The sequence below is a fragment of the Nostoc sp. ChiQUE01b genome, assembly GCF_034531255.1.
GTDB lineage: Bacteria > Cyanobacteriota > Cyanobacteriia > Cyanobacteriales > Nostocaceae > Nostoc.
Genome location: NZ_JAVRBM010000008.1, coordinates 1 through 23,338 on the forward strand (window position 1 = coordinate 1; position 23,338 = coordinate 23,338).

Annotated in this window: 19 protein-coding genes and 1 pseudogene; 8 read left to right on the forward strand and 12 right to left on the reverse strand. The window is 42.3% G+C overall.

The window, feature by feature from the left end:
* Positions 1–170: 170 nt before the first annotated feature.
* The 3 genes from RMY63_RS07590 (at position 171) to RMY63_RS07600 (ending at position 2,315) form a co-directional block, all read left to right on the forward strand.
* On the forward strand, positions 171–503 hold the full coding sequence (locus RMY63_RS07590) for a (2Fe-2S) ferredoxin domain-containing protein (RefSeq protein WP_322728124.1): 333 nt from the start codon (positions 171–173) through the stop codon (positions 501–503).
* Between the two features lie 52 nt (positions 504–555).
* The gene (locus RMY63_RS07595; protein ID WP_322728125.1) at positions 556–1,470 is read left to right on the forward strand and encodes a DUF5331 domain-containing protein; all 915 of its coding nucleotides are present in this window, start codon (positions 556–558) and stop codon (positions 1,468–1,470) included.
* Positions 1,471–1,592: 122 nt separating this feature from the next.
* Entirely contained in the window at positions 1,593–2,315 is a 723-nt protein-coding gene (locus RMY63_RS07600) for a Uma2 family endonuclease (protein WP_322728126.1), read from the forward strand.
* A gap of 92 nt (positions 2,316–2,407) precedes the next feature.
* Here RMY63_RS07600 and RMY63_RS07605 read toward each other — a convergent pair whose 3' ends face one another.
* On the reverse strand, positions 2,408–2,608 hold the full coding sequence (locus RMY63_RS07605; RefSeq protein WP_322728127.1) for a type II toxin-antitoxin system HicB family antitoxin: 201 nt from the start codon (positions 2,606–2,608) through the stop codon (positions 2,408–2,410).
* A gap of 476 nt (positions 2,609–3,084) precedes the next feature.
* On the opposite strand from RMY63_RS07605, the pseudogene RMY63_RS07610 reads away from it, so the two are divergent.
* A pseudogene (locus RMY63_RS07610) lies at positions 3,085–3,312 on the forward strand (zinc ribbon domain-containing protein); the annotation flags it as partial.
* A 60-nt stretch (positions 3,313–3,372) separates the two neighbouring features.
* Here the strand turns inward: RMY63_RS07610 and RMY63_RS07615 are convergent.
* The 6 genes from RMY63_RS07615 to RMY63_RS07645 form a co-directional block, all read right to left on the reverse strand.
* The gene (locus RMY63_RS07615) at positions 3,373–4,785 is read right to left on the reverse strand and encodes a TolC family protein (RefSeq protein WP_322728128.1); all 1,413 of its coding nucleotides are present in this window, start codon (positions 4,783–4,785) and stop codon (positions 3,373–3,375) included.
* Between the two features lie 117 nt (positions 4,786–4,902).
* Entirely contained in the window at positions 4,903–5,574 is a 672-nt protein-coding gene (locus tag RMY63_RS07620; protein ID WP_322728129.1) for an ABC transporter ATP-binding protein, read from the reverse strand.
* A 401-nt stretch (positions 5,575–5,975) separates the two neighbouring features.
* Complete coding sequence (locus tag RMY63_RS07630) at positions 5,976–6,647, reverse strand: VOC family protein (protein WP_322728130.1); 672 nt, start codon at positions 6,645–6,647, stop codon at positions 5,976–5,978.
* Between the two features lie 56 nt (positions 6,648–6,703).
* Complete coding sequence (locus RMY63_RS07635) at positions 6,704–7,984, reverse strand: ABC transporter permease (protein WP_416212493.1); 1,281 nt, start codon at positions 7,982–7,984, stop codon at positions 6,704–6,706.
* A gap of 155 nt (positions 7,985–8,139) precedes the next feature.
* Complete coding sequence (locus RMY63_RS07640; protein ID WP_322728131.1) at positions 8,140–9,723, reverse strand: efflux RND transporter periplasmic adaptor subunit; 1,584 nt, start codon at positions 9,721–9,723, stop codon at positions 8,140–8,142.
* A 100-nt stretch (positions 9,724–9,823) separates the two neighbouring features.
* The gene (locus RMY63_RS07645; RefSeq protein ID WP_322728132.1) at positions 9,824–10,375 is read right to left on the reverse strand and encodes a hypothetical protein; all 552 of its coding nucleotides are present in this window, start codon (positions 10,373–10,375) and stop codon (positions 9,824–9,826) included.
* Between the two features lie 467 nt (positions 10,376–10,842).
* Here RMY63_RS07645 and RMY63_RS07650 point away from each other — a divergent pair, with 467 nt between their 5' ends.
* Positions 10,843–11,757, forward strand: a complete 915-nt coding sequence (locus RMY63_RS07650; protein WP_322728133.1) for a tetratricopeptide repeat protein — start codon at positions 10,843–10,845, stop codon at positions 11,755–11,757.
* 284 nt (positions 11,758–12,041) lie between these two features.
* Here the strand turns inward: RMY63_RS07650 and RMY63_RS07655 are convergent, their stop codons facing one another.
* Positions 12,042–12,440: a response regulator gene (locus RMY63_RS07655; RefSeq protein ID WP_069073372.1), complete on the reverse strand. Its 399-nt coding sequence runs from the start codon at positions 12,438–12,440 to the stop codon at positions 12,042–12,044.
* A 471-nt stretch (positions 12,441–12,911) separates the two neighbouring features.
* On the opposite strand from RMY63_RS07655, the gene gyrA reads away from it, so the two are divergent.
* Together gyrA and RMY63_RS07665 are read left to right on the forward strand one after the other, a co-directional pair.
* Entirely contained in the window at positions 12,912–15,467 is a 2,556-nt protein-coding gene (gene gyrA, locus RMY63_RS07660) for a DNA gyrase subunit A (RefSeq protein WP_322728134.1), read from the forward strand.
* A 9-nt stretch (positions 15,468–15,476) separates the two neighbouring features.
* Positions 15,477–15,941: a GNAT family N-acetyltransferase gene (locus RMY63_RS07665; protein ID WP_322728135.1), complete on the forward strand. Its 465-nt coding sequence runs from the start codon at positions 15,477–15,479 to the stop codon at positions 15,939–15,941.
* 7 nt (positions 15,942–15,948) lie between these two features.
* On the opposite strand, the gene RMY63_RS07670 is transcribed toward RMY63_RS07665, so the two are convergent.
* Entirely contained in the window at positions 15,949–16,821 is an 873-nt protein-coding gene (locus RMY63_RS07670) for a class I SAM-dependent methyltransferase (protein WP_322728136.1), read from the reverse strand.
* 658 nt (positions 16,822–17,479) lie between these two features.
* On the opposite strand from RMY63_RS07670, the gene RMY63_RS07675 reads away from it, so the two are divergent.
* Positions 17,480–17,665, forward strand: coding sequence for a chlorophyll a/b-binding protein (locus RMY63_RS07675; protein WP_322728137.1), 186 nt, complete (start codon positions 17,480–17,482; stop codon positions 17,663–17,665).
* A 126-nt stretch (positions 17,666–17,791) separates the two neighbouring features.
* Here RMY63_RS07675 and rpoD read toward each other — a convergent pair whose 3' ends face one another.
* The 3 genes from rpoD to gyrB form a co-directional block, all read right to left on the reverse strand.
* Positions 17,792–18,961: an RNA polymerase sigma factor RpoD gene (gene rpoD / locus RMY63_RS07680; protein WP_322728138.1), complete on the reverse strand. Its 1,170-nt coding sequence runs from the start codon at positions 18,959–18,961 to the stop codon at positions 17,792–17,794.
* A gap of 1,534 nt (positions 18,962–20,495) precedes the next feature.
* A complete protein-coding gene (locus RMY63_RS07685; protein ID WP_322728139.1) occupies positions 20,496–21,110 on the reverse strand; it encodes a fasciclin domain-containing protein in 615 nt (204 codons plus the stop codon).
* Between the two features lie 287 nt (positions 21,111–21,397).
* Positions 21,398–23,335 (reverse strand): DNA topoisomerase (ATP-hydrolyzing) subunit B, encoded by a 1,938-nt coding sequence (gene gyrB, locus RMY63_RS07690; RefSeq protein WP_322728140.1) that lies wholly within the window; start codon positions 23,333–23,335, stop codon positions 21,398–21,400.
* Positions 23,336–23,338 lie beyond the last annotated feature (3 nt).

Consider the following 23,338-nt stretch of genomic DNA (forward strand, 5'->3'; position numbering starts at 1 on the left):
TGGTCATTGGTCATTGGTCATTGGTCATTGGTCATTGGTCATTGGTCATTGGTCACTTGTACTGAGCGTAGTCGTTGGCGCAGTCTCTCCAAGAGTTGTATTGGTCATTAGCTTCCGACTTTTGACAAAAGACAAAAGACAAATGACAAAGGACAAATGACAAATAACAAATGACCAACATCACTCAACCATCAGACTTCCCAAAAATAGATCGAGACTCTTCTCCTAAATGTGTGCGGGTTTGTCAAAATCGTACTTGTAAAAAGCAAGGTGCAGTCAAGGTTTTAGCAGCTTTTACAGCTTTGCCAATCCCTGGTGTAACTGTAACGGCTAGCAGCTGTTTAGGACAATGTGGCAATGGGCCGATGGTGCTGATATTACCTGATATGGTCTGGTATAGCGGCGTTCACCCTGATGAAGTATCTCTACTGATAGAAAATCATTTGCTAGGTGGTCAAAGAGTCAAACAGATGCTCTATTATCGGTTTCATCCCCAGAAATAAAGCTAAATTTTCATCAATATCTGCAATCTTTTTGACTGAAGTGAGGCATCCAATGAATATCCAGCAGCTGCGTCAATCCTTAAAACAAAAGTGGCTTATTTACTATAAGCAAAATATTTCCTGGCTGGTCAAAATGCGAATTTGGGCCACTTACGATGGTCTGCGCCGTCCTTTGTCCGGTTTTATTTTGGCAACACTGTCTGTTTTGGAACCCCAGTTTGATGAAATACTTTCTTTTATGCTGGATCTGAACAACGATCCAGATAAAATAGTCGCTGCTTTAGGTCTTAACTTCAATCCTGATGAAGAGTTACGTTTAATCAAATCAGACAATTCTATAGCTACTACCCAAGCTGAAAACCAGCCGCTAGATGAGAAGTATTCTAAGAATAAACATCTTAGCAAGATTGCGCCTAATTCTCTTACCAAAACTCTAAACTCCAACTTGCCACGCGCCGCTCGACTTGTGCCATCATTTACAGCTACCACTGAGGTAATTCGTACACGCAAACCTGAGTTGGTAGTTGCATTTGCTACTAAAACTGCTCCAAATACTCCAGCAAAAACGCCAGAATATCAACCACTACAATCGCCTCTTAAACGCCTCCCTTCAGGAACCTCGCTGATAATGACTGCTGAGGTTAATACCAAAGCCAAAACCATGCCATCTGCGGCGTTAGCTGCTGAGGTTAAAAGCAACGCGCCATCTAACCGAATCCCTGTAGGCGCATTGCTGGCAATTACCACTGAGATTAACAGTAATGGCAAACCAGTGCGATCGCTAGCAATTACTACTGAGGTTAAAAGCAACAATAAACAACCGAATATTCAACCACAAGAGGTTAAAACTAAAGTAAATTTACCAACCACAAATGCCCGTAGTATAGCTTCTTGGGTAGATGAATTTTGTTACGGTGCTAGGGAGAACGACAGTGAAACCCAACATGAACTAGGATTAAATATTTAATTACTGAGAAGAGAGACACAAGGCGATATCTACGCTAAAAATGGCTTTTCATTCTTGCCATGCGATCGCACATCAATAGATTACCTACAATCTATTTAGAATCAGATTTGGCAAAACCGCTCATGTTAAACTACAATCCACTGCATTGTTTGCCATCTTCCGAAGAATTACCCGACTCAGATGATACCGCTGTGGATAATGAACTCCAAAATTTAATTCCCGGTTTGCTAAAAACGATACTAGCTTTGGTTTGGTGCGATCATTGGGATTGGTTTTTTGGTGTTGATATGGGTATTTATTATCACCCAGATAAACCAGCTATTGTCCCTGATGGGTTTCTCAGCTTAGGAGTGAAACGCTTCATCGATGAGGATTTACGCCTAAGTTATGTGCTGTGGGAAGAAAATAAGCTGCCAATTTTAGCATTGGAAGTTGTTTCCCAAATATATCGAGAAGAATACAGCACCAAGAAAGAATTTTATGCCAAAGAATTAGGAATTTTGTACTACGTTGTATATAGTCCCCTTCGGCGTAAAAAGACACCTTTGGAAGTGTATCGGTTAGTTGATGGGGAATATATCTTAATGTCAGGAAATCCTGTTTGGCTACCAGAAATTGGTTTAGGAATTGGGCGAGAACGGGGAATTTATCAAGGTATAGTGCGGGAGTGGCTGTACTGGTATGACAAAGAAGGGCAAAGATTGCTGACACCAGAAGAACGCATTAGGGAAGCGGAAGAACGCACAGCTTTTGAAGAACAGCGACGGGTGGAAGCAGAACAAAAAGTGAAAATGTTAATTGAAAGGTTGAATGCGCTAGGTGTTGATCCAGAAAGTTTGTTATAGATTCACCAACTTTTGTAATTTTCGCTGCCTTAATTTCAATTCCCAACCTTGCCGTTCTAAAGTTTTACAAAGTGCTTTCCCTGAAACCGCTTTCATAGCGATATTTCAACCAACTCTTTCTCAGGATCAAGTTCTTCTCGTTCGCTAGCAACTTCCAACCAACCTTGAATTGCATGTTGCAGCATCTCTAATAGATGTTCGTAGCTGTCTCCCCAAGTGTGACATCCTGGTAGGGCTGGTACAGAACCACACCATACACCATCTTTTTGCCAGATAACTGCTTTAATTTTCATTGCCAATCATCTCTACAAGACTGCGACTAATATTTTATCGCCTTTTCTCTGTACTGAGGTTTTAGTTGAGAATAATAGCGATCGCAGAATTATCATAATTTGCGGCGACTCTTTGCGATCGCTTTACCTGATGCAATAGAACGACTGCGACAAGGAGAAGCAATTGTAGAAATCAGCACTAGTTCATGAGTAAATTGCTCAACTCATAATCTCTACAAGATTGTGACTAATATTCTAGTGTCAGAGCGAGTGCGATCGCTTGTCCATTGCATTGAGGTATGCTCCGATATTTCACATCACTAATCAGCTTTTTAGCCTTAACTGAACCGTATTGGTTTATTGAGGACTTAAATCTAGTTGGTTTGTCCCGTGGAATACTGGGCAAGCATTGTCTAGATGCAAGATTTGGACAATTATTCAATATCCTTGAACAGACCTGCTTTAAACGTGATGTCTATTTCTAAAAAGTAGATAGTCGCAAGACCAGTCAAGTCTGTCCAAGTTGTGAAACCGAAACAGGTAAAAAGGAACTCGAGGAACGTACTCATGTTTGTTCAAATTGTGGCTATACAACTGATAGGGATGTTGCAGCTGCTCAAGTCGTCCTTAATAGAGGGTGTACAGCCGTCGGGCAGACGGTCAAGATGCTTGCCGAGGGTAAATTCATTGGAATCCCCGTGGATCTTGAATCCCCGAATTTCTAATTCGGGGAGTGTCAATAAAACACCAATCAACAACCCTTGAGAATCTACGACAATATGGCGCTAGCGCGAAGCCCTGGATGTTACCGATCTTTGTAAATTAGCTAGAGCGCGATTGTAATCCAAAATAGCTGCGACTCGATTACCTTCTGCTCTTGTCAGGTCATTTTCAGCATCAATCACCTCTGTTTGAGTGCCCACACCAGCTTGGAACCTCAACCTTGCTAAATTCAAAGCTTCCCTAGCTTGATTTAAAGCCACACTAGAAGTCTGCACATTATTTAAATTGGATTGCAATTGAGCATAGTACTGTTCTACATCAAAACGAATTTGGTCGCGCTGGGTAGCAAATTGAGTCTCTGCGATCGCAATATTAGCTCTCGACTGATCTGCACGCGCTTTTGCTGCTCCCGCATCAAACAATGTTAGATTTCCTTGAAGTCCCACTGAATAGCCATCGGTAATGCTAACACCATCGTTATACCGATCCAGCAGATTGTAGTTTCCTGTCAAACTAACTTGCGGCCCTAGCTGTGAAAGTGCCTGTCGTCGCTGTTGCTCGGAAATATTACGTTGTCCTAAATACTGTTGCAACTCTGGACGATTTTGAAACGCTTGGACAATACTTTGTTCTACCGTCTGCGGCCAAAGACCTGCTAATTGTACGGGATCTGAGGCACTGATATCAACTGACTGCGATAAACTTAACAATGTGGCAAGCTGACGACGGGCAATTTGCTGCTGTGAGATCGCATTAGTCAGTTCTTGTTGGGCATTTGCTAAATTCACCTGAGCTTGCAGCACATCGAACCGCGTACCTACTCCAGCCTGTTCTCTAGCTTGAGTATCCCGCAAACTAGCCTGAGCATTTGTCACAGCAGACTGATTAATTCTGACTTGTTGATCTGCTTGTTGCAAATCGTAGTATTGAGTCGTGGCATTCAAGCTAATTGTCAAAGACTGACTTTCAACATTTAATTGATCTACCCGTAGCTGTTCTTCTGCGGCTCGGATAGTCGCTTGTCGGTTCCCAGAAGTATAGAGATTGTAATTCAGTTCGGCTGAACCATTAAAAGAGGTGCTGGCTTGAGATGAATTGTTACTAAAACCATTACCACTATTAGTCACGCTACTATTAATACCAAGAGTAGGAAACAAGGCAGCTTGAGACTCGCGGAGCGCCGAGCGACTGCGTTCTAGCTGTAATATAGCTACCTGTAAATCTCGATTGTTGCGTTTTGCGAGTTCCAAAGCTTGTGCCAAACTGATTGGCACAGTTCCCTGAATCTTTACTTCCTCCGGTTTAGTGGGAAATTGCAGAGGATTGGGATTGGGATTGAGGCGATCGGGAACTCGTACAGGGCTTGACGAATTCTGTAGTTTTGGCTCAGTTGCTGCACTTGCTAAAGTTGGAAAAAGAATCGCCAATGCGACAGGAACCCAGGTAGAATGCACGAATAATAAACTTAAATTCATAATCTAGATGTAGTCATTAATTAGGTTTTTTGAAGATATAATCAAAAGTTTTCATCCTGATTGACCTGACAATGGTTTAAATCTTAAATTCCTCCTTAGAAGGTTAATCTTAACAAATTAGCCGACAATCAAACCATCCTGAACTCGAATAATCCTTCTGGTTTGAGCAGCGATATCTGGTTCATGAGTGACAATCACAATCGTAATCCCTTGGTCATTAAGTTCAGTCAGTAAACTCATTACCTCATGGGAAGTTTCAGTATCTAAAGCTCCTGTCGGCTCATCTGCCAAAACTAATGCAGGTCGGTTGACCAAAGCACGAGCGATCGCTACTCGTTGTTGTTGTCCGCCAGAGAGTTGACTAGGACGGTTAGCTATACGTCCCCCTAATCCTACCTTTTCCAAGGCTTCTAATGCTCTTTCCCGGCGTTTTGGCTTGGGCAAATTGGCGTAAACCATTGGCAACATCACGTTTTCTAACGCTGTCGCCCGCGCCAATAGGTTAAATTGTTGGAACACAAAACCTATCCTTTGGTTGCGGATATACGCTAATTCATCATCATCAAAAGTCGTCAGGTTTCTGCCTTCAAAAATATAGTCTCCAGTTGTGGGACGATCCAGACATCCCAAAATATTCATCAGCGTAGATTTACCCGAACCTGACGCACCCATAATTGAGACATATTCCCCTTCTTCAATGGAGAGTTCAATTCCCTTGAGTATGGGAACACTAATTTCTCCCAAATGATAGGTTTTGGTAATAGATTCCATCCAAATCATTGTTGGCATAAGAGTTAGGAGTTAGGAGTTAGGAGTTAGGAGTTTAAAATTACGAATTACGAATGAGTATGGGAACACTAACTTCTCCCAAGTGATAGGTTTTGGTAATAGATTCCATCCAAATCATTGTTGGCATATTGATTTTTGCTTGATAAATTGTTAGCTGTTGTTTGTTAATTTTTCAGAAATTACATTGATTTTATAACCTGCGAATAATTAAAATTTATTTAGTTTTTAGGTTATTTGCAAATAAGCAGCAATATTAATATATATAAATTATCAATAGATACAGCAGATTGCAACTTGGTGAGGTACAGATAATCGTAGGGAACATGGTTGTGCCCCTACCCGTGTACTTCATTTACCTGAAATACGCTGTAAAATGTAGTTACTGTAATCAAATACCATAATCACCATCTAATTACAATTGGTAGTTGCGAGTCAAAATATTGTGAATTACCTTCTTTGGCGTTATCAAACTCTATTTCTAGTTGGTAAAAATTGCCCTGTGAAAATTGCACTAATCCCAGATCAATTAGCGTTCTAACTTCAGCAGAAAAGTTTTGAACATCGGGTAAGGTGACTTGTAATGCTGTAATTTCTTTAAATCCAACTTGATGAACTAAAGGAGGTCGCCGTTCTAAGGGTAAATTTCTAGGGTTTTTAGTTGCGGGTGAAATGAAAATCAAGGGTTCTGATAAATTGTCACTATTGGTTGCGATCGGAATAGAAGCTTTTAGTGGCAGATATGCTGCATGGTAATCCCAAGTAGGAAATGGTATTTCTCGTAAATCTGATGCTTTTGGTCGGAATGAAATGCCAAAAGGGCAAGCCTGTGTTTCTTGCCAACGGCAGCGTTCCCACAAACCTGTAGGGCGAACAACAGGAGACTGGATTTCGTTAGTGTCAAAAAGCCAAAGTAACTCAAGATAAGCATTATCAAAGAAGAAACAAACGTTTGCAGTTCCTTGACCTCGATGAATTCTACGACTACCTGCTGTGAATCCAAAAGCAGTTAGCAAATCTGCTGGTGGTGCTTCTGGTTCAACACAGACAAAGATATGGTCTAGTTCAAGTTGCATATATTCACCTGTTTTTAGAAAAGCTTTTAATTTTTAAATTTTCAAGTTTTAATTATTTAGTCACTACGTAAAGCGGTGATTGGATCTAATTTTGCGGCATTCCGTGCTGGAATTACCCCAGCGATTAAGCCAACAGTTAACGAGAGTGCAAAGCCAGCAATGATCGACAAAAAGGAAATTACAAACGGAAACTTGAAAATATTTGCAGCCACAAAGGCTAATAAAACGCCAGTTGCCATACCAATACCTCCGCCGACAATGGAAATCACGATCGCTTCGGCTAAAAATTGATTGAGAATGGCTGAATTAGTGGCTCCTACGGCTTTGCGAATCCCGATTTCCCGCGTCCGCTCGACTACAGAAACTAGCATAATGTTAGCAATACCAATGCCACCAACTACTAGAGAAATTCCAGCGATCGCTACCACCATGACTGTAAATAAACCCACAATACTAGTAAAGGTACTAACAATATCAGCTTGATTTGTCAGCCGAAAATCATCAGCTTGTGGCGGATAAATGTTATGACGTAGCCGTAAAAGATTGGTGACTTGAAACTGAGCGGCTTCTAACTGTTCCTGATTCGCGCCTTTGACTAAAATTCCACTTACAGAAACCCCTACCAGGGCATTGTTCCCAACTAGTCTCTTCGACATACTAGTTAGAGGAATAAAAATCTGGTCATCTCGATCCATCGGCCCCTGAGCGCCTTTAGGTTCCATCACCCCAATTACTTCATAAGCCTCTCCCTGAATCCGAATTTTCTCACCGATCGGATTTACACCCTGTCCAAAGAGTGTTTTTTGAACTGTAGGGCCAAGAATGGCAAGCTGTGCGGCAGTATCTAGTTCTTCTTGGGTAAAATATCTCCCTTGTTGGGGGTGAGTATTTCTGACTTCTGGGTAATTCAAATCAGTGCCATAAATAGTTGTTGAAGTGTTCTGTCCTGCATAGACAACTTGAGCAGTCCGTTGGAGATAAGCAGAAACCATCTGTGCTGATGGCGCTTCTTTAGCGATCGCTTTGGCATCTTCCCAAGTCAAGGTGCTGCTAGAACCTACTCCTTGACGGACATTCCCGCTTCTGGCCGCACCCGCCAAAATTTGGATCACATCAGTACCCAATGCTTGTATCTGTTGCTCAACTCCTTTTTGTACTCCCTGACCTACAGAAGTAATGGCAATAACTGAAGAAATCCCAATAATCACGCCCAACATAGTTAGACCTGTGCGTAATTTGTTACTCCACAGAGTCTCTGCCGCCATTGTCAAGATTTCCAGCAACGGCACTGTGCGAGTATTCTTAGTTTTGTAAAAGCCCTTAAATATCTTAAACATAAAGTTTTATTTAAAGAAGAATGCAGAATTCAGAATCCAGAATTCAGAATCAATTAGTGGAGGAATTAAACCCATATATTTACCCGCCAGTCAAACTTTAATTCATACTGAATTCTGACTCCTGACTCCTGAATTCTTTATTGTTAAAACTCACTTTAAGGGGAACCACCAGCAGAACCACCGCCTGAACGACCTCCGCCGCCACCGGCTCCTCTTCCTCCACCTCCACCACCACCTAGACCAGGGAAAACTCCTCCTCTTGGTGTTGATTGCGGACGTGACCCTGGTGGGAAACTGAGCAATACCCTTTCATCTCCTGTCAATCCAGACTTAACTTCAGTAAAGTTATTCGCGCTGACACCAGTTTCAATAGGAGTAAACACAGGTCTGTTATTTTTTCCTGCCACAAATACGCCTGTGGCATTTTCTTGGCGAACCACTGAAGCTGTTGGCACTACTAAAACATTTTGAACTTGACCGACTTGAAAATCTACTTCCGCATTCATCCCAGACCGCAGTAGTCTTTGAGGGTCTAAAAGCGATACTCTCACTTCAAAACTGGTGACGTTTTGCTCTACTATTGCTTGGGCTGCAATTTGGCTGACTTTACCTTCAAAGGTTTTTCCTGGATAGGCATCCGCTTTAATCGAGACTTTTTGACCAAGGCTGATTTTAGAAATATTTGTTTCCGCTAAATTGGCGACAACTTCATTTGTGGAAGCGAGAGACAAGATTGAAGAAGAAGAAGAAGAAGCTACTTCACTACTGGCAGTTGTAGGTGTCACGAAAGCACCTGGATCGGCATATTTCTTTGTCACCACACCATCAAAGGGTGCGCGAATGATCGTGTCGTTGATTTCGGCTTGGATGTTTTGTAGCGAGCCACGAGCCGATGTTACCTGGGCACGGGCTGCATTAATATCTTCTTGGCGCGTTCCGGCTTTCAAAAGTGCCAAAGCTTGCTGTCTCTGCTTCACCACAGCTCGTGCTTGCTCGATGTCTTCTGGACGTGACCCGGCTTTTTGCAACCCCAGTGCTTGCTGTGCTTCATTTACATTAGCTTGGGCACTGTCACGATTGGAGCGGTTTTGGTTGAGAGTCTGAAGGGAAATACCGCCTGCATTGTAAAGCTGTTGATTACGAGCAAAATCATCTTCTGCTTGCCGAAGGGCGGCTTGAGCGCTTTGCAAGCGTGCTTGTGCTTGGGCAATATCTTGAGAGCGATTACCTGCGATCGCTTTTTGCAGATTCGCTTCGGCTTCGTCTAATGCTCCCTGTGATTGGGCAATATCTTGAGGACGATTACCTGCGATCGCTTTTTGCAAATTCGCCTCGGCTTGTGCCAATTGTCCTTGAGCGGAGGTAAGTTGCCCCCGGAGGTTGGAATCATCCATGTAAGCGACAATCTGTCCTTGTTTGACAATATCTCCTTCCTTCACCAGCAGGCTTTTCAAGATGCCGGAATTTTTTGGGCTAAGGTTGATTGACCGCTCAGGTTTCACTGTTCCATTCGCGGAAACTGTGATTGTTAAACTCTGCTTTTCTACAGGTCTTGTCAGCACTCTGCGTCTGGCTTCTTGACGAGGAGCAACCGTTACTTGGTAATAAACGGCATAGCCAATTCCACCCAAAAGGCAAAGAGCAATTAGCCAAGAGAGCCAATTACGTCTGCCTTTTTTTTTCTTTATCTCTGGAACTAAAACTGATGAATCTACGGTATTTTGTGTATCAATTTTCATAACCATTTTGTCTATAAGGAACGGCTACCGAGCTATTTATTCACGGCTAAAACTATAGCCTGGTAGCCTAATACTGACAATGATTTTGAGTTTTTAGTGTTTAAAGGTTGATTTGCAGTACTAATCCACTAGGAAGTCTGAAGTAATCATCATGCACTCTCACTAATCTCCCAGCAGGAACAATTTCCTGATTGGGAAGAAGAATATCTCCGTTAGGGAGTCTGAAGTAACCTTGATCGCGCAGTCTGACTACGGATCTAGCAGGAATAATTTGCCCATTGGGATATCTGATATCACCATTGCCAAGCCTGACTACTCTGTTATTAAATTGGTTGTCACGATTCCAATTATCCCGATCTCTAGGATTTCTGACTTCTACAGGATAGGGTCTGCGATCGCGGTTCCAATTATCCCTGTCTCTAGAGTTTCTGACTTCTCTAGAATTGGATCTACCGTCGCGGTTCCAATTATCTCTGTCTCTAGAGTTTCTGACTTCTCTAGAATTGGATCTGCCGTCGCGATCCCAATTTTGAGCGCGATCGCCAACAACGTAGACTTTCGTCTGGGCACTTGCAGGGGCAGTCAAAAGAGTGGGAACAATAATCAGGGCAGCAGCAGCTAATACCATCGATATACGGTTTGGTTTCAACATGGAATTAAGTCCTTATTTACATTAAAGTTCTATTCTGCTGAGGTATGAATTAAGCAATCTTAGACAGTTACTTTTTTTGATATCAAAGTGTTTAATATTTACCTCATCGTATAAATTCATACATAATAATTATCGTTCAAAACATCTAAACTGATGTATGACCAAAGTCACTAGTAATTTCAGACTGATGTATGACCAAAGTCATCAATTGTTTAATGGGTATGGGGCATTGGGCAAAACAGTGCTGAGTGCTAAGTGCTGAGTTAGGAGTTAAGAGTTATTCTCCCCCTGCTCCCCCTGCCTCCCCTGCTCCCCCTGCCTCCCCTGCTCCCCTGCTCCCCTGCTTTTCATCTCCCTCATCTCCCTCATCCCTTTCCCCAAGATTGGTAAGATTTTGCTACCGCCAACAGCGCAGATCGTTTAAGCTAGCTGAAAGATTCTTTGATTAGTGGCTTAAAGGCGGTAGTGTGCCTAAACATGTTCGTTTGATTTCTCTTTTAATGGTCTGTAGTTTATGGAGTATGCCGAAAGCCGCTAACGCGCAGGCATTAATACCCCATACACTGCAACTAGATGCAACAAAGTTAGAAAAGCAAGGGTTGAGCTTGGCACAAGAGGCGGCTCAACTAGCTCAGTTTCAACAGGTTGAATTAGCTTTGCCACGAGCGCGGCTGGCTAGTCAACTGGCTCCTGGGAATGATAAAGTGTGGTTGCTGCTAGGTGGATTGCAACTGCAATCCAAAGAATTTGATGGGGCGATCGCTAGTCTGAAAAAAGCGCAATCTCTCAACCCGAAAAATGGTGATATTTTGTTTGCTTTGGGTTCAGCGAATTTTCAGCAGAAAAATTACCAGGCTGCTGTTGTCAATTATCAAGATGGTTTGAAATTAAAACCCAACGATCCAGAGGGATTATTTAATTTGGGTAATGCTTATTATTTGCTGGGTAAATTGCCAGATGCGATCGCACAGTACGATAAAGCTGTCTCCCAAGATAAAAAATTCTGGCCAGCCCTCAACAACATTGGCTTAATCAACTACGAACAGGGTAATATCCCTGAAGCAATTAAGCGATGGCAATCTGCTATAACCCTTGAGAAACAAGCGGCAGAACCTTTATTGGCTTTAGCCGTGGCACTGTATACTAAAGGCGATGCCTCCGGCGAGCTACGCTTACGCCAACAAGGACTAACCTTGGGAGAAACTGCACTCCGTATCGATTCGCGCTATGCTAATTTGAATTTCCTCAAAGAAAATCTCTGGGGCGATCGTCTACTGTCTGATACGAAAAAATTCCTAGAATTACCCCGTATTCAAGCAGCCATACAGCAACGAGAAAACTCATCATCAGCACCTACGCCTAGAAAACAGCCGACTCAATAGGAGTGGGGAGTAGGGAGTGGGGAGTGGGGATGAAGGGGCAGGGGAAGCAGGGGGGGCAGGGGGAGCAGGGGAAGAAAAATTATTGATTAATGCCCAATGCCAATCCCCGATTTCCAATTCCCCATTCCCCACTCCCCACTCCCCACTCACTACTCCCTTCTCCTATTACCACTTGCCTAACAGTACCTTTTCGTAGTACATCTATACTAAATAAAGACAGGAATTAGTTGCCCAAAAACATTGGCGGGCAAGTATTCCTGAAATTAAGTCGTTAATTCTCAGTGTTAGTCTGTGGGTAGAAGTGCGATGATTTGGTCAACGAACTGTTGATGGTCAACAACTGGCTTAGAAATGTAGCCATCAGCACCGCTTTGCTTGAGAAAGTTTTCGCGATCGCCTTCCATAGCATGTGCTGTCACCAGAATCACAGGTAAGTTTGCTGTTTTTGGATCGGATTTTAACATTTGTGTAATCTTGATTCCATCAACAGACTTGCCTTGGTAAACACTTCTGGAGAGAGAAACATCCATCAAAATCAGGTCGGCTTCTCCTGATTGGGCAATTTTGATGACTTCTTCGACATTTTCAGTGTGTTTCACACCCAAGCCACCACGCTTGGACAAAATTTTGGAAAAAACACGAGCATTAATTAGATCGTCTTCGACAATTAAAACAGTTTTCATGAGAATTTTAGTTATAGAGGTGAGGAGATTCAAGAATTCCAGAATACAAAATTAAGAAATGCAATCATGATGAAAAGGAGTCAGAAAACAGAATTCAGAATTCAGAATAACCCAGCAGTCAAGTCAGGAGTAATAATCACGGAAAGAATTTTTTCTTCACGCGCGATTAAAATAGCTTGCTCTAAACCTCAATTCTCTATCCAGTCCCACAAAATCCATTCTGGCTTCTGTCTCCTGAATTCTGAATTCTTCTTCGGTAAGTATCATGGCTACTAAGTTTATGTAGATTATACTCGTGTGCATCCTTTTTAATAGTCAATGTGCATCTTCGTCATCAAGGATGATACTACTGCTTTTTCTTCTGTGACTATCAAGATTTTGTGATGAATCTCATTTCATCCGTTATGCTGTGGTTGCCGCAGTGTTGAGTTCCATCGGCTTTTGTGTAGTTAAACTTCAGGGAAAAAACTCATGGCAAAACAGTTAAACCTTCTCTCAACGGGACAGGTAATTACAACAGCCCTGCACACCGAGATGCAACGGTCTTATCTAGAATATGCCATGAGCGTGATTGTCGGGCGAGCGCTACCAGACGTGCGTGATGGCTTAAAACCAGTGCATCGCCGCATTTTGTATGCAATGCACGAACTTGGTTTAGTACCAGATAGACCTTATCGAAAATGTGCCCGTGTAGTGGGTGATGTGTTGGGTAAATACCATCCCCACGGCGATCAATCAGTTTACGATGCTTTAGTCAGGCTGGTGCAGGATTTTTCTAGCCGCTATCCCTTGCTGGCAGGACATGGTAACTTTGGCAGCGTCGATAATGACCCGCCAGCAGCGATGCGCTACACAGAAACGCGCCTCGCACCCATCAGCCATGAGGGAATGCTGACAGAAATTGGTGAAGAAACTGTGGAATTTGTTGGGAATTTCGATAATTCCCAGCAAGAACCAACGGTGTTACCTGCTCAGTTGCCGTTTCTGTTACTTAATGGCTGTTCTGGTATTGCCGTAGGAATGGCGACAAATGTACCACCCCACAATTTGGGAGAAGTTGTCGATGGGTTAATTGCTTTAATTGACAATCCAGATTTGCCAGATGAAAAATTATTTGAGTTAATTCCAGGGCCAGATTTTCCCACTGGTGGGGAGATAGTTGGTGAAACGGGAATTCGGGAAGCATATACCACAGGTAAAGGTGGAATTCTGCTGCGGGGAGTCGCAACTCTAGAGGAGATTCCAGCCGCTAGGGGAAGCAAGCGCCGGACGGCAATTATTATTACAGAATTGCCTTATCAAGTGAATAAGGCTGCCTGGATTGAGAAGGTAGCGGACTTAGTAAATCAAGGACGCTTGCAAGGAATTTCCGATCTTCGAGATGAAAGCGATCGCGAAGGGATGCGGGTGGTAATTGAACTCAAACGCGATACCAATCCCCAAGAAGTTCTCCAGAATTTATATCACCAAACTGCTTTACAAATGACTTTTGGGGCGATTCTCCTGGCAATAGTCGATGGACAACCCCGCCAGTTAAGTTTGCGTCAACTGTTGCAGGAGTTTTTGAGTTTCCGAGAAGAGACGCTGAACCGTCGCTACAATTACGAGTTGGAGAAGGCCCAAAGTCGCGTGCATTTGGTGGAAGGTTTGCTGAAAGCACTATCTAATTTGGATGAGGTCATTCAAATTTTGCGCCAAGCTCCCGATGGCAGTACGGCAAAAATTAATCTTTGTAGCCAATTGGATTTGAGTGAGGCACAAGGAGATGCAATTTTGGCTATGCCGTTGCGTCGCCTCACCAGTTTAGAACAGCAAAATTTGCAGCAGGAATTTGAGCAGATAAGTGAACAAATTAGATTGTTAGAGCTATTACTGAGCGATCGCCGCGAATTATTGAAGGCGCTGAAAAAAGATTTGCGATCGCTCAAGCGCAAGTACAGCGATCCCCGGCGGACGAAAATTGCAGAGGAGCAAAAGTCTAAAGCAGAGGAGCAGAAGAACAGAGGATCAGAAGATGATGAAGACAATCCAAAATCCAAAATCCAAAATCCAAAATTAGAACAGCCAGTAGAGGAAGCGATTTTAGAATTTACCCAACGGGGTTATGTCCGCCGCACCCAGCCATCTGGGAAAAAGTCAAAAGCTGAAAATGGTCTACACGATAATGACTTCATTATCCAAACTGTGTTGACTGACACAGAGAAAGACTTGCTAATACTAACTGGTGGCGGCAAAGTGTATCCGGTGAATGTGGGAGAAATTCCCCTAACCACTGGACGTTCTCCACGGGGCAAACCTTTGATTACTATGCTCAGTAGTACTGCTCAAAGCGCTCAAGAAGCTGTGGTCAGCCGCTTTTTGCTGCCGGAAAATCTCGAAACTAGGCAGATGATTCTCCTAACAAAGCAGGGAAGAATTAAGCGGCTGTCTCTGGGAGAATTCACTAACTTGACTCGCCGCGGAATCACGATTTTGAAGCTTAAAGACGATGATGAATTGTCATTTACCCAGTTCACCAAACCAGGGGATCATCTGATTTTAGCTAGTTCAGGTGGGCGACTATTGCGCTTTGCAGTCAGTGATGAACAATTACCAATTATGGGACGCACAGCGATGGGTTTACAAGCATTTCGGCTGTTGAGAAATCAGGAAATGGTTGGTTGTGTCACTGTCGGTAAAGATGACCAACTGCTGCTAGTTACTCAAGAAGGATATGCCAAGCGGATGGCTGCGAGTCAGTTAAGAGCGGCTAATCGGGGTGATTTAGGCACGCAAGCGCTGAAATTTGCTAGCAAAACTGACAACTTAGCTGGTATGGTTATAGCGATGCCTTCTCTACGAGACGCTACGCGAACGGCGGGCTACGCCAACGCCTCTGGCGAGATAGCTTTAGTAACGAATAAGGAGCGGGTAGTGCGGATACCTGTGGAAACAGTGCCGCTCTTAGGTAAAGATGTCAAAGGTGAAAGCATCCTCCAACTCAACCGCGATGAAAAAGTCATCACCGTGGCCGAAGTGCGATCGTAAATTAGGGTGATGTTCAACTTGCGACAAGCCAACTTGCAGGAGTTAGAGGCGCTAATCCAACTGCGTCTCGAACTCCTGCGTGAGACTGGCAATATTAAAGCTGACTCTGACACCGCGAACCTAGCAGAAGCAACTCGAAAGTATGTTGGCGAAAAAATGCCGTCGGGTGAGTTTTTAGCTTGGGTAGCTGAAGTGGATAGTCAAATTGTTGCCACTAGCGGCTTGGTATTTTTTCAACGACCCCCCTACAACGGTAATCTTTCAGGCTTAGAAGCCTACGTTATGAACGTCTATACAATTCCGATGTGGCGAGGCCAGGGAATTGCTACAGCATTGTTAAAGGAAATTATCAGCTTTGTCAGAACAACTGAGGCAAAACGCCTCTGGCTTCATGCCACTGAGGATGGTAAACGTATCTACGAGAAGCTTGGTTTTGTCTCGACTTCAAAAGAAATGGAAATTTTTTGGCACTAAGGAAAAATCAAGCAACATCGAGAGTAAGCGCAAAGACAGATTGAGCAGCAAGCATTCTCCTTACCACTTCTGGATCAATACCCAAAATTTCTAAGCAGCTTAACTCGTCTATTACGTTCAACATACTATGTTCTGTTACACGAAAACCTTGTTCATAAACGAACTGCCGTGCTTGATCGAGTGTGCCAAAATTATTATTTACTAAAGACCTGCCTGTAAGGTTAGTACCTGTTTGTAATAGCTTTTCTAAACCTGAGTCATCTTGTTGCGATCGCACTAAACTACCTGTGTCAATGAAATCAGGAGTAATCCAAACACCACCATAACAGTGAAGAATCTCGCGGATATTGGCACACACAAGTTGTTTTTCTAGCAAAGTCAGATGTGTCAGCAATCCTTCACACAAAATCATCACTGGTTGTCCAGCTTTGAGTAGAGGAGTACTCTTCCAAAACTCACTGGGACGCCTAGTAGCATCAATTTCTATAAAATGCAGGTTAGGACGTTCCTCGACAAGTTGCTGAATTAGTTGCTGTTTACAACTGATCATCTTAGGCAAGTCACTTTCAATAAAGACGATATTCGGATTGCTAGACATAAAAAGCCCACGGGGCAACAAACCAGATGCTAGTTCTAGAACTTGTGTTATTTGATATTGAGCTATCACCTGGTTGATAGCTTTATAACGAGCTTCCACACGTGCGGTAAGCAAAACACTTTTGTCTTGATTTTGTGGTTGAGATAGCTTTACCAACCCTTGCATCTCTATTAATTGCGCCAACTCCTTAGCATAAGGAATATCTGTGAACTGTCTAGCTAGACTAACCATGAAGGCAGTAAGGATAATTTTGTCAAAGTCATTAGTTTGCTGTTTGTTCATAAGTTTTTTCCAACTACTATCAAACAGTTTAAATATCAATTTATCAAATGAAAATTGCCTCAAATTATAAATTAGTTTTATTGGTAATAACTCTAACTTAACTATCTGGATGACAAAGCTAAATTAATAATTTTAGTGAGTGCGTAGACATAAAACAGTCTTAATCACCTAACTCTTCACCCACAAGACTGGTAAACAAGGTACTGTCAACGTTCAACTGTAAGCATTTTGTACTCTAGATTCCTAAATTAATGCTAAAAAATACTAATTAACCCATAATTAATACACATCTATCTGTAATTTAAATTCTTGTTATTCAACGAGTGTAGGCAGGAAAAACTACTTATATGGTAAAATAATTGCAAATTATTTTCAATAAATTTACTCTGTCAAGCCAAAAGTGTTGAGTAGTTCAGGACTTATGCACAAGCAAAGAAAAATTGAACAGCAAAGGACACGGAGGAATAAGAGTTTAAGAGGTTTTTATGTAAGTCCTATAGTTGTATCCAAAGATAGATGTTTTAGCTCATATTAATTTCTATTTTTAATGTCAAGCTATGGAAACAAAAATATAAAAAATGTTGCCTTTATGAAAATATTTGTTATATTAGTTTACATAAGGCAATAAACCTTAAGAATTAAGTTTGGAGTCCTAACAATGACAAATGCAACCACAACAAAAGTCACTACTCCCGTAATTGAAGATCGCAACGCTTGGCGTTGGGGCTTTACCCCACAAGCAGAAGTTTGGAATGGTCGCTTGGCAATGATTGGCTTTTCAGCAGCCATTTTGGTTGAAGTTTTCTCTGGTCAAGGCTTCCTACATTTTTGGGGCATCCTATAAGTTTTAATATTTAAGATGACCTATAAATAAAAAAACCTGGAGTGCTAATTCACTGCCAGGTTTTTTATTTGTTTTGTCATTTGTCATTTGTTTATTCACTAATGACCAATGACTATTGACTAATTACTACCGAATATACTCTTTAAGAACGCTGTTACGATTTGGATGGCGTAACTTGCGAAGTGCTTTCGCCTCAATTTGACGAATGCGTTCGCGGGTAACGTTGAAAATCTGTCCGATTTCCTCAAGGGTCTTCATCCGACCATCATCCAAACCGTAACGCAGTCTGAGAACATCGCGTTCGCGTGGGCTGAGACTATCGAGGACTTTTTCAAGGTCTTCGCGCAGAAGATTTTTGGAAACTTGGTCTTCTGGTGTCTCACCATCGGATTCAATAAAATCGCCCAATCGAGAATCTTCTTCTTTACCAATGGGTGTTTCTAATGAAATGGGTAACTGGGCAGATTTAGCAATAAACCGCAACTTCTCAATGGTCATTTCCATGCGAGTGGCGATTTCTTCTTCGGTGGGTTTGCGACCCATTTCTTGAGATAGTAACTTGGTAGTTTTCTTAATCCGAGAAATGGTTTCGTAAAGGTGAACTGGAAGGCGAATTGTGCGGGATTGATCGGCAATCGCGCGGGTAATTGCTTGACGAATCCACCATGTAGCATAAGTGGAGAACTTATAACCTTTTTCGTGGTCAAACTTTTCAGCGGCACGAATCAAACCGAGACTGCCTTCCTGAATTAAGTCCTGGAACGACAAACCACGATTCATGTATTTCTTGGCAATTGAAACTACAAGACGGAGGTTAGATTGCACCATCTTGTCTTTCGCCCGACGACCAACATGGAGGCGATAACGAAAGGCTGGTAGTGGCAGTTGTACTGCTTCTGCCCATTCACTATCTCGAGGATCGCGATCTAATTGCTCACAGAGTCTTTCGCGTACCCTCTCTAATTCCAGCAAATCGGCTATTTTCCGCGCCAATTCAATTTCTTCGTCTGCCCGCAACAGACGAATTCTACCAATTTCTTGCAAGTAAAGCCGAATTGAATCTTCGGTATAGTGCTTTTTCTTGCTTTGTGTCCGACGACGCGATTTAGCGGCTTTTCCAGACTTTGCGTCGTCCTCATCAGACTGAGGCTCTAAAAACTCATCTTCACCTTCATCTACGATCAGCAAGTCCTCTTCATCATCAATTAAGAGTTCTTCTAACTCGAGCTCAGGCTGATTCATTATTTCTAGGTCAGGCTGATATATGCTTTCGAGTACGTTGTTAGCCTGGTTCATGCCGCGTTCCTCATGCTCCTTGCAGAATCAATTACTCAAGATGTGTTTAGCGCTCTTTTAGACGAGCCAATTGCCAACCGAAAATAAGCTTTTTGGCAGATTTGCCAGAGATATTTTCGGGCCTTTTAGACCTCCGTTAGGAGGGTTTTTACTTTAGTTTAAGCAACTACTAAAGGTGACTTGATCACTTTAGTAAATGTTATATGTGTTGCTATCACATATTGCTTTCAACTAACTGGTCAAAAAAAATACTCGCCTTTATCGAAAAATTCGCCACTCTATACAAATGAGTTCATACTGTTGGCAGATTTTCGTATAAAGACTCTTCCGATTGTAGCCTGTTTCACAGAAATTGCACTCTTTTTGTGTATTAATCATGAATTCGTTAAGCAACTGTTAGCTATTTTCACCAAAAAGACATTGAAAACGGGATTTAGACCCGGAATTTTTTCTCCACTTTTCGGAATTGCAGTGACGCTCTTATTACATTACGAAGTAAGTACGCTTGCTGTTGCCGAATCTCATGTATTTTACACAACATTAATTACTGAGAAAGAGTGCATTATATGTTAACTCAGACTATTCGTCTTAACCTACCCATTTTTACATTTCCTTCATAAATTAAGCATCCCTTAGACTAAAACGGGTATTGTCCTTGGGTAAATACAACAACGGTGGTGGTGGTTGCCTGAAAGCAGTTAACCTTCTGCGTACTAACTACCTTAACTGAGGAGTTGAGGCGGTGGCAGAATCGATCTGATCGCAGATCAATTTAGGTTTACTAATTTGGTCTTATTCACAGGTTAGCGCACTGTGGTGATTTCAGCCCTATGAAACTTGACAAACTTTTTTTATTGTATACAAGGATATTTTAATCAATTCAAAAACAATTTGTCCTGCGAACTTGCCAATATCGTCTGAATCTTAGGCAAAAGTACATTAGATACATCCGATGCAATAGCGATCGCCACAGCACTACATGAAGATATTAACAAGTTTTCAGCCTTATGGTGTGTACTTCCAACAGCTATTACCTCGACCACAGAGAACCCAGCAGATTAGCTGATGATTTAGTTACAAAGATTTTTTGCGTAAATCAATTGTAAATTTCAATACTTTTATTTCAGTAAATTTTTGTCATCTGATGATCAGAAATCCTCAAAATACTTATTAATTGCTGTTGGATAGATGATATTTAGTTATTTTCTTCAAGCATAACAAATGTATTTCTCGCTGGTGGTTCAAATTAATCAGCGAGTCAGAGCAAAGAGTATTATCTGGACTAAATTTCCAATAAAGTTAGTAGTTATGTTAACAATCGAGCATTGATTGTTTGGAAAGTATTGACAATAAGCGAATTATATGGTTTTTACAACCGCTAAGTTTGGAATATTTGTAGTTTTTGTATTATCAAATATTTGCTCTTGTAACAAGTCAACCTAAATTTTTAATTGATTGTTCGCGACTAGTTCAAAGTCAGGGAGGCTTTCAAAGCTATCCCTAATTAAAACTGGGGACTATGAACTTTGCTGAACTACCGTGGTGTTGGGGTGGTGTTTAGACTTGCAGGAAAATTAGGTGGCAGAAGTACCTGGTCAACTACATGAACGATGCCATTGCTAGCTGGGATATCTGGCTGAGTCACCTTAGCGTTGTTGACTGTGATTGAGTTGCTGGCACGATCAACTGTAATTTTAACGGGACTACCCTCAATTGTTTTAACTTCTCCAGATGTCAATTGCTGGGAGGTAATTCCTCCAGGTATGACGTGGTAGGACAGAAGCTTGACTAATTGTTGTTTGTTTGCTGGCTGTAAGAGTTGGTCTAGAGTAGCTTTTGGTAAAGCAGAGAACGCGGCGTCAGTAGGTGCAAATACTGTGTAAGGGCCTGGTGCAGCCAATTTTTCAGTTAAGCCAGCAGCTTGCACTGCTTGGATGAGAGTTTTAAATTGTCCTTGACTAGCTGCTGACTTTGCCAATTCTGCTAAATTTTGGGTGGCTATAGTGGCAGTAGGAGTTGGCGTGACGGGCGGGACAGTTGCTGTAGGAACTTCTGCGACAGGTTGAGTGCAGGCAGACAGAGCAACTAAGCTACCTATGCCAATAATATTGAACAATGCTTTTCGTAGTATGCCTTTGCTCGCTTTCATAGCTTTGTGTAGAATCCAGTTAAATAGGGAATTATTAACAATAGTTTATGAATTTATGGATATAGTCACTCATCTAACGACATAGTTTGTAGTAAAAAAATATTAATCCAAAAATTTTATAAATTACATAGTTTGTCATCAGCCAAAAGAGGTAGTTTTTATAAAAATTAAAGTCTTTACCAAAATCTGTTGTAGGAATGTCAAGCAATACTTGAAAGCTAAAGATCCCCGATTTCTTAAAAAAATCGGGGATCTTGTTTTTTACGAATGATTTAGGACTGCTGGTATTAGATATCTAGATCGGTGAAGTTGAGTTTAGAACCATAGGTTTCGATGAATTCTCGTCTGGGTGCAACGCGATCGCCCATTAAAATTGTAAAGATGCGATCGGCTTCGGCGGCATCTTCAATTTCAACTTGCTTCATCTTACGAGTTTCTGGGTTCATGGTGGTGTCCCAGAGTTGTTGTGGCATCATTTCACCCAAACCTTTGAAGCGTTGGATGGTATAGTTGGCGTTAGCCGGAAATTTGGCGATTGTTTGATCTTTTTCGCGATCGCTATAGCAATATTCATGATTACGTCCCCGTTCCACTTTAAACAATGGGGGACAAGCAATATAAATAAAGCCTTGTTCAATGAGCGATCGCTGATATCGATAGAAGAATGTTAACAACAAAGTACGGATGTGCGCTCCATCTACGTCGGCATCCGTCATAATGACTATGCGGTGATAACGCAGTTGGGTGGAATCAAATTCATCACCTTTAACACCTAAACCGAGGGCTGTAATTAACGATTGAACTTCGTTATTTTTATAAATTTTAGCGTCGTCGGTTTTTTCAATGTTAAGAATTTTACCACGTAGAGGCAAGATAGCTTGAGTGCGGCGATCGCGTCCTTGTTTTGCACTCCCACCGGCTGAGTCCCCTTCCACGATAAAGATTTCCGATTCGCTGGGATCGCGAGAACTGCAATCTGCCAATTTACCAGGTAATGGCGAAGATTCCAGTACGGATTTGCGTCGAACTAATTCCCGTGCATGACGGGCTGCTTCTGCAGCTTTGAAAGCTTGGATGGCTTTATCTAAAATTGAGTCTGCTATGGCAGGATGAAATTCTAGGTACTCGGTGAGGACTTCTCCTACCAAAGAATCAACAATCCCCCGAACTTCGGTGTTACCGAGTTTGGTTTTGGTTTGTCCTTCAAATTCTGGATCGGGGACTTTAACGGAAATTACGGCTGTCAGACCTTCGCGGACGTGTTCGCCACTGAGGTTAGGTTCATTCTCTTTAATTTTATTGCGCTTGCGAGCGATCGCATTTAATGTCCGGGTTAGAACCGCCTTCAAGCCTTCTAAGTGCGTACCACCATCCACTGTACGAATATTGTTAGCAAAACCCAGTACATTATCCGTGTAAGCATCAGTACACCACTGCAAAGAAACTTCTACTTGTACATTGTTCCGTTCTCCCTGCACATAGATAATTTCTTCATGCAGGGGTTGCTTTTCACGGTTCATGTAAGCAATGTACTCTTTGATCCCACCCTTGTACTCGTAAGTTTCTACTTTGGGTGTATCGCTTTTTAGTAGTTCTAAACGGTGGTCAGTAAAAGTAATTTTGACACCTGCATTTAGATACGCCAATTCCCGTAGGCGACCTGATAAAGTGATGTAATCAAACTCAATGCTAGTAGTAAATATTTGGGTATCTGGCTTAAAAGTAACAGAAGTTCCGGTTCTAGCTTCTTTGTAAGGCTTGACTTGCAGATCGCTAACTGGGATACCGCGTTCATAGCGTTGGAGATGAACCTTTTTATCTCGCCAAACTGTAACTTCTACAACCTCAGACAGAGCGTTAACAACAGAAATACCAACCCCGTGTAATCCTCCAGAAACTTTGTAGCCACCGCCGCCAAACTTACCACCAGCGTGCAGTACCGTCATCACGGTTTCCAAAGCCGATTTCCCGGTACGCGAGTGAGTATCGACGGGAATACCGCGACCGTCATCTGTTACAGTCACAGAACCATCAGCGTTGATATCCACCTCTATATGAGTGCAATGACCCGCCAAAGCCTCATCGATTGAATTGTCCACCACCTCGTAAACTAAATGGTGGAGTCCTCGCGGCCCTGTAGTACCGATGTACATTCCTGGTCGTTTGCGGACGGCTTCCAGACCTTCCAGAACTTGAATCTGATCGGCACTGTAACTGCTCGTCATGTA

Coding starts and splice junctions, on each gene's coding strand:
- RMY63_RS07635 (WP_416212493.1), bottom strand. CDS start 7,984: ATGTTTAAGATATTTAAGGGCTTTTACAAAACTAAGAATACTCGCACA.
- RMY63_RS07595 (WP_322728125.1), top strand. CDS start 556: ATGAATATCCAGCAGCTGCGTCAATCCTTAAAACAAAAGTGGCTTATT.
- RMY63_RS07615 (WP_322728128.1), bottom strand. CDS start 4,785: ATGAATTTAAGTTTATTATTCGTGCATTCTACCTGGGTTCCTGTCGCA.
- RMY63_RS07620 (WP_322728129.1), bottom strand. CDS start 5,574: ATGCCAACAATGATTTGGATGGAATCTATTACCAAAACCTATCATTTG.
- rpoD (WP_322728138.1), bottom strand. CDS start 18,961: ATGAACCAGGCTAACAACGTACTCGAAAGCATATATCAGCCTGACCTA.
- RMY63_RS07665 (WP_322728135.1), top strand. CDS start 15,477: ATGTTCAACTTGCGACAAGCCAACTTGCAGGAGTTAGAGGCGCTAATC.
- RMY63_RS07670 (WP_322728136.1), bottom strand. CDS start 16,821: ATGAACAAACAGCAAACTAATGACTTTGACAAAATTATCCTTACTGCC.
- RMY63_RS07675 (WP_322728137.1), top strand. CDS start 17,480: ATGACAAATGCAACCACAACAAAAGTCACTACTCCCGTAATTGAAGAT.
- RMY63_RS07590 (WP_322728124.1), top strand. CDS start 171: ATGACCAACATCACTCAACCATCAGACTTCCCAAAAATAGATCGAGAC.
- RMY63_RS07655 (WP_069073372.1), bottom strand. CDS start 12,440: ATGAAAACTGTTTTAATTGTCGAAGACGATCTAATTAATGCTCGTGTT.
- RMY63_RS07630 (WP_322728130.1), bottom strand. CDS start 6,647: ATGCAACTTGAACTAGACCATATCTTTGTCTGTGTTGAACCAGAAGCA.
- RMY63_RS07685 (WP_322728139.1), bottom strand. CDS start 21,110: ATGAAAGCGAGCAAAGGCATACTACGAAAAGCATTGTTCAATATTATT.
- gyrA (WP_322728134.1), top strand. CDS start 12,912: ATGGCAAAACAGTTAAACCTTCTCTCAACGGGACAGGTAATTACAACA.
- gyrB (WP_322728140.1), bottom strand. CDS start 23,335: ATGACGAGCAGTTACAGTGCCGATCAGATTCAAGTTCTGGAAGGTCTG.
- RMY63_RS07645 (WP_322728132.1), bottom strand. CDS start 10,375: ATGTTGAAACCAAACCGTATATCGATGGTATTAGCTGCTGCTGCCCTG.
- RMY63_RS07640 (WP_322728131.1), bottom strand. CDS start 9,723: ATGAAAATTGATACACAAAATACCGTAGATTCATCAGTTTTAGTTCCA.
- RMY63_RS07600 (WP_322728126.1), top strand. CDS start 1,593: ATGTTAAACTACAATCCACTGCATTGTTTGCCATCTTCCGAAGAATTA.
- RMY63_RS07605 (WP_322728127.1), bottom strand. CDS start 2,608: ATGAAAATTAAAGCAGTTATCTGGCAAAAAGATGGTGTATGGTGTGGT.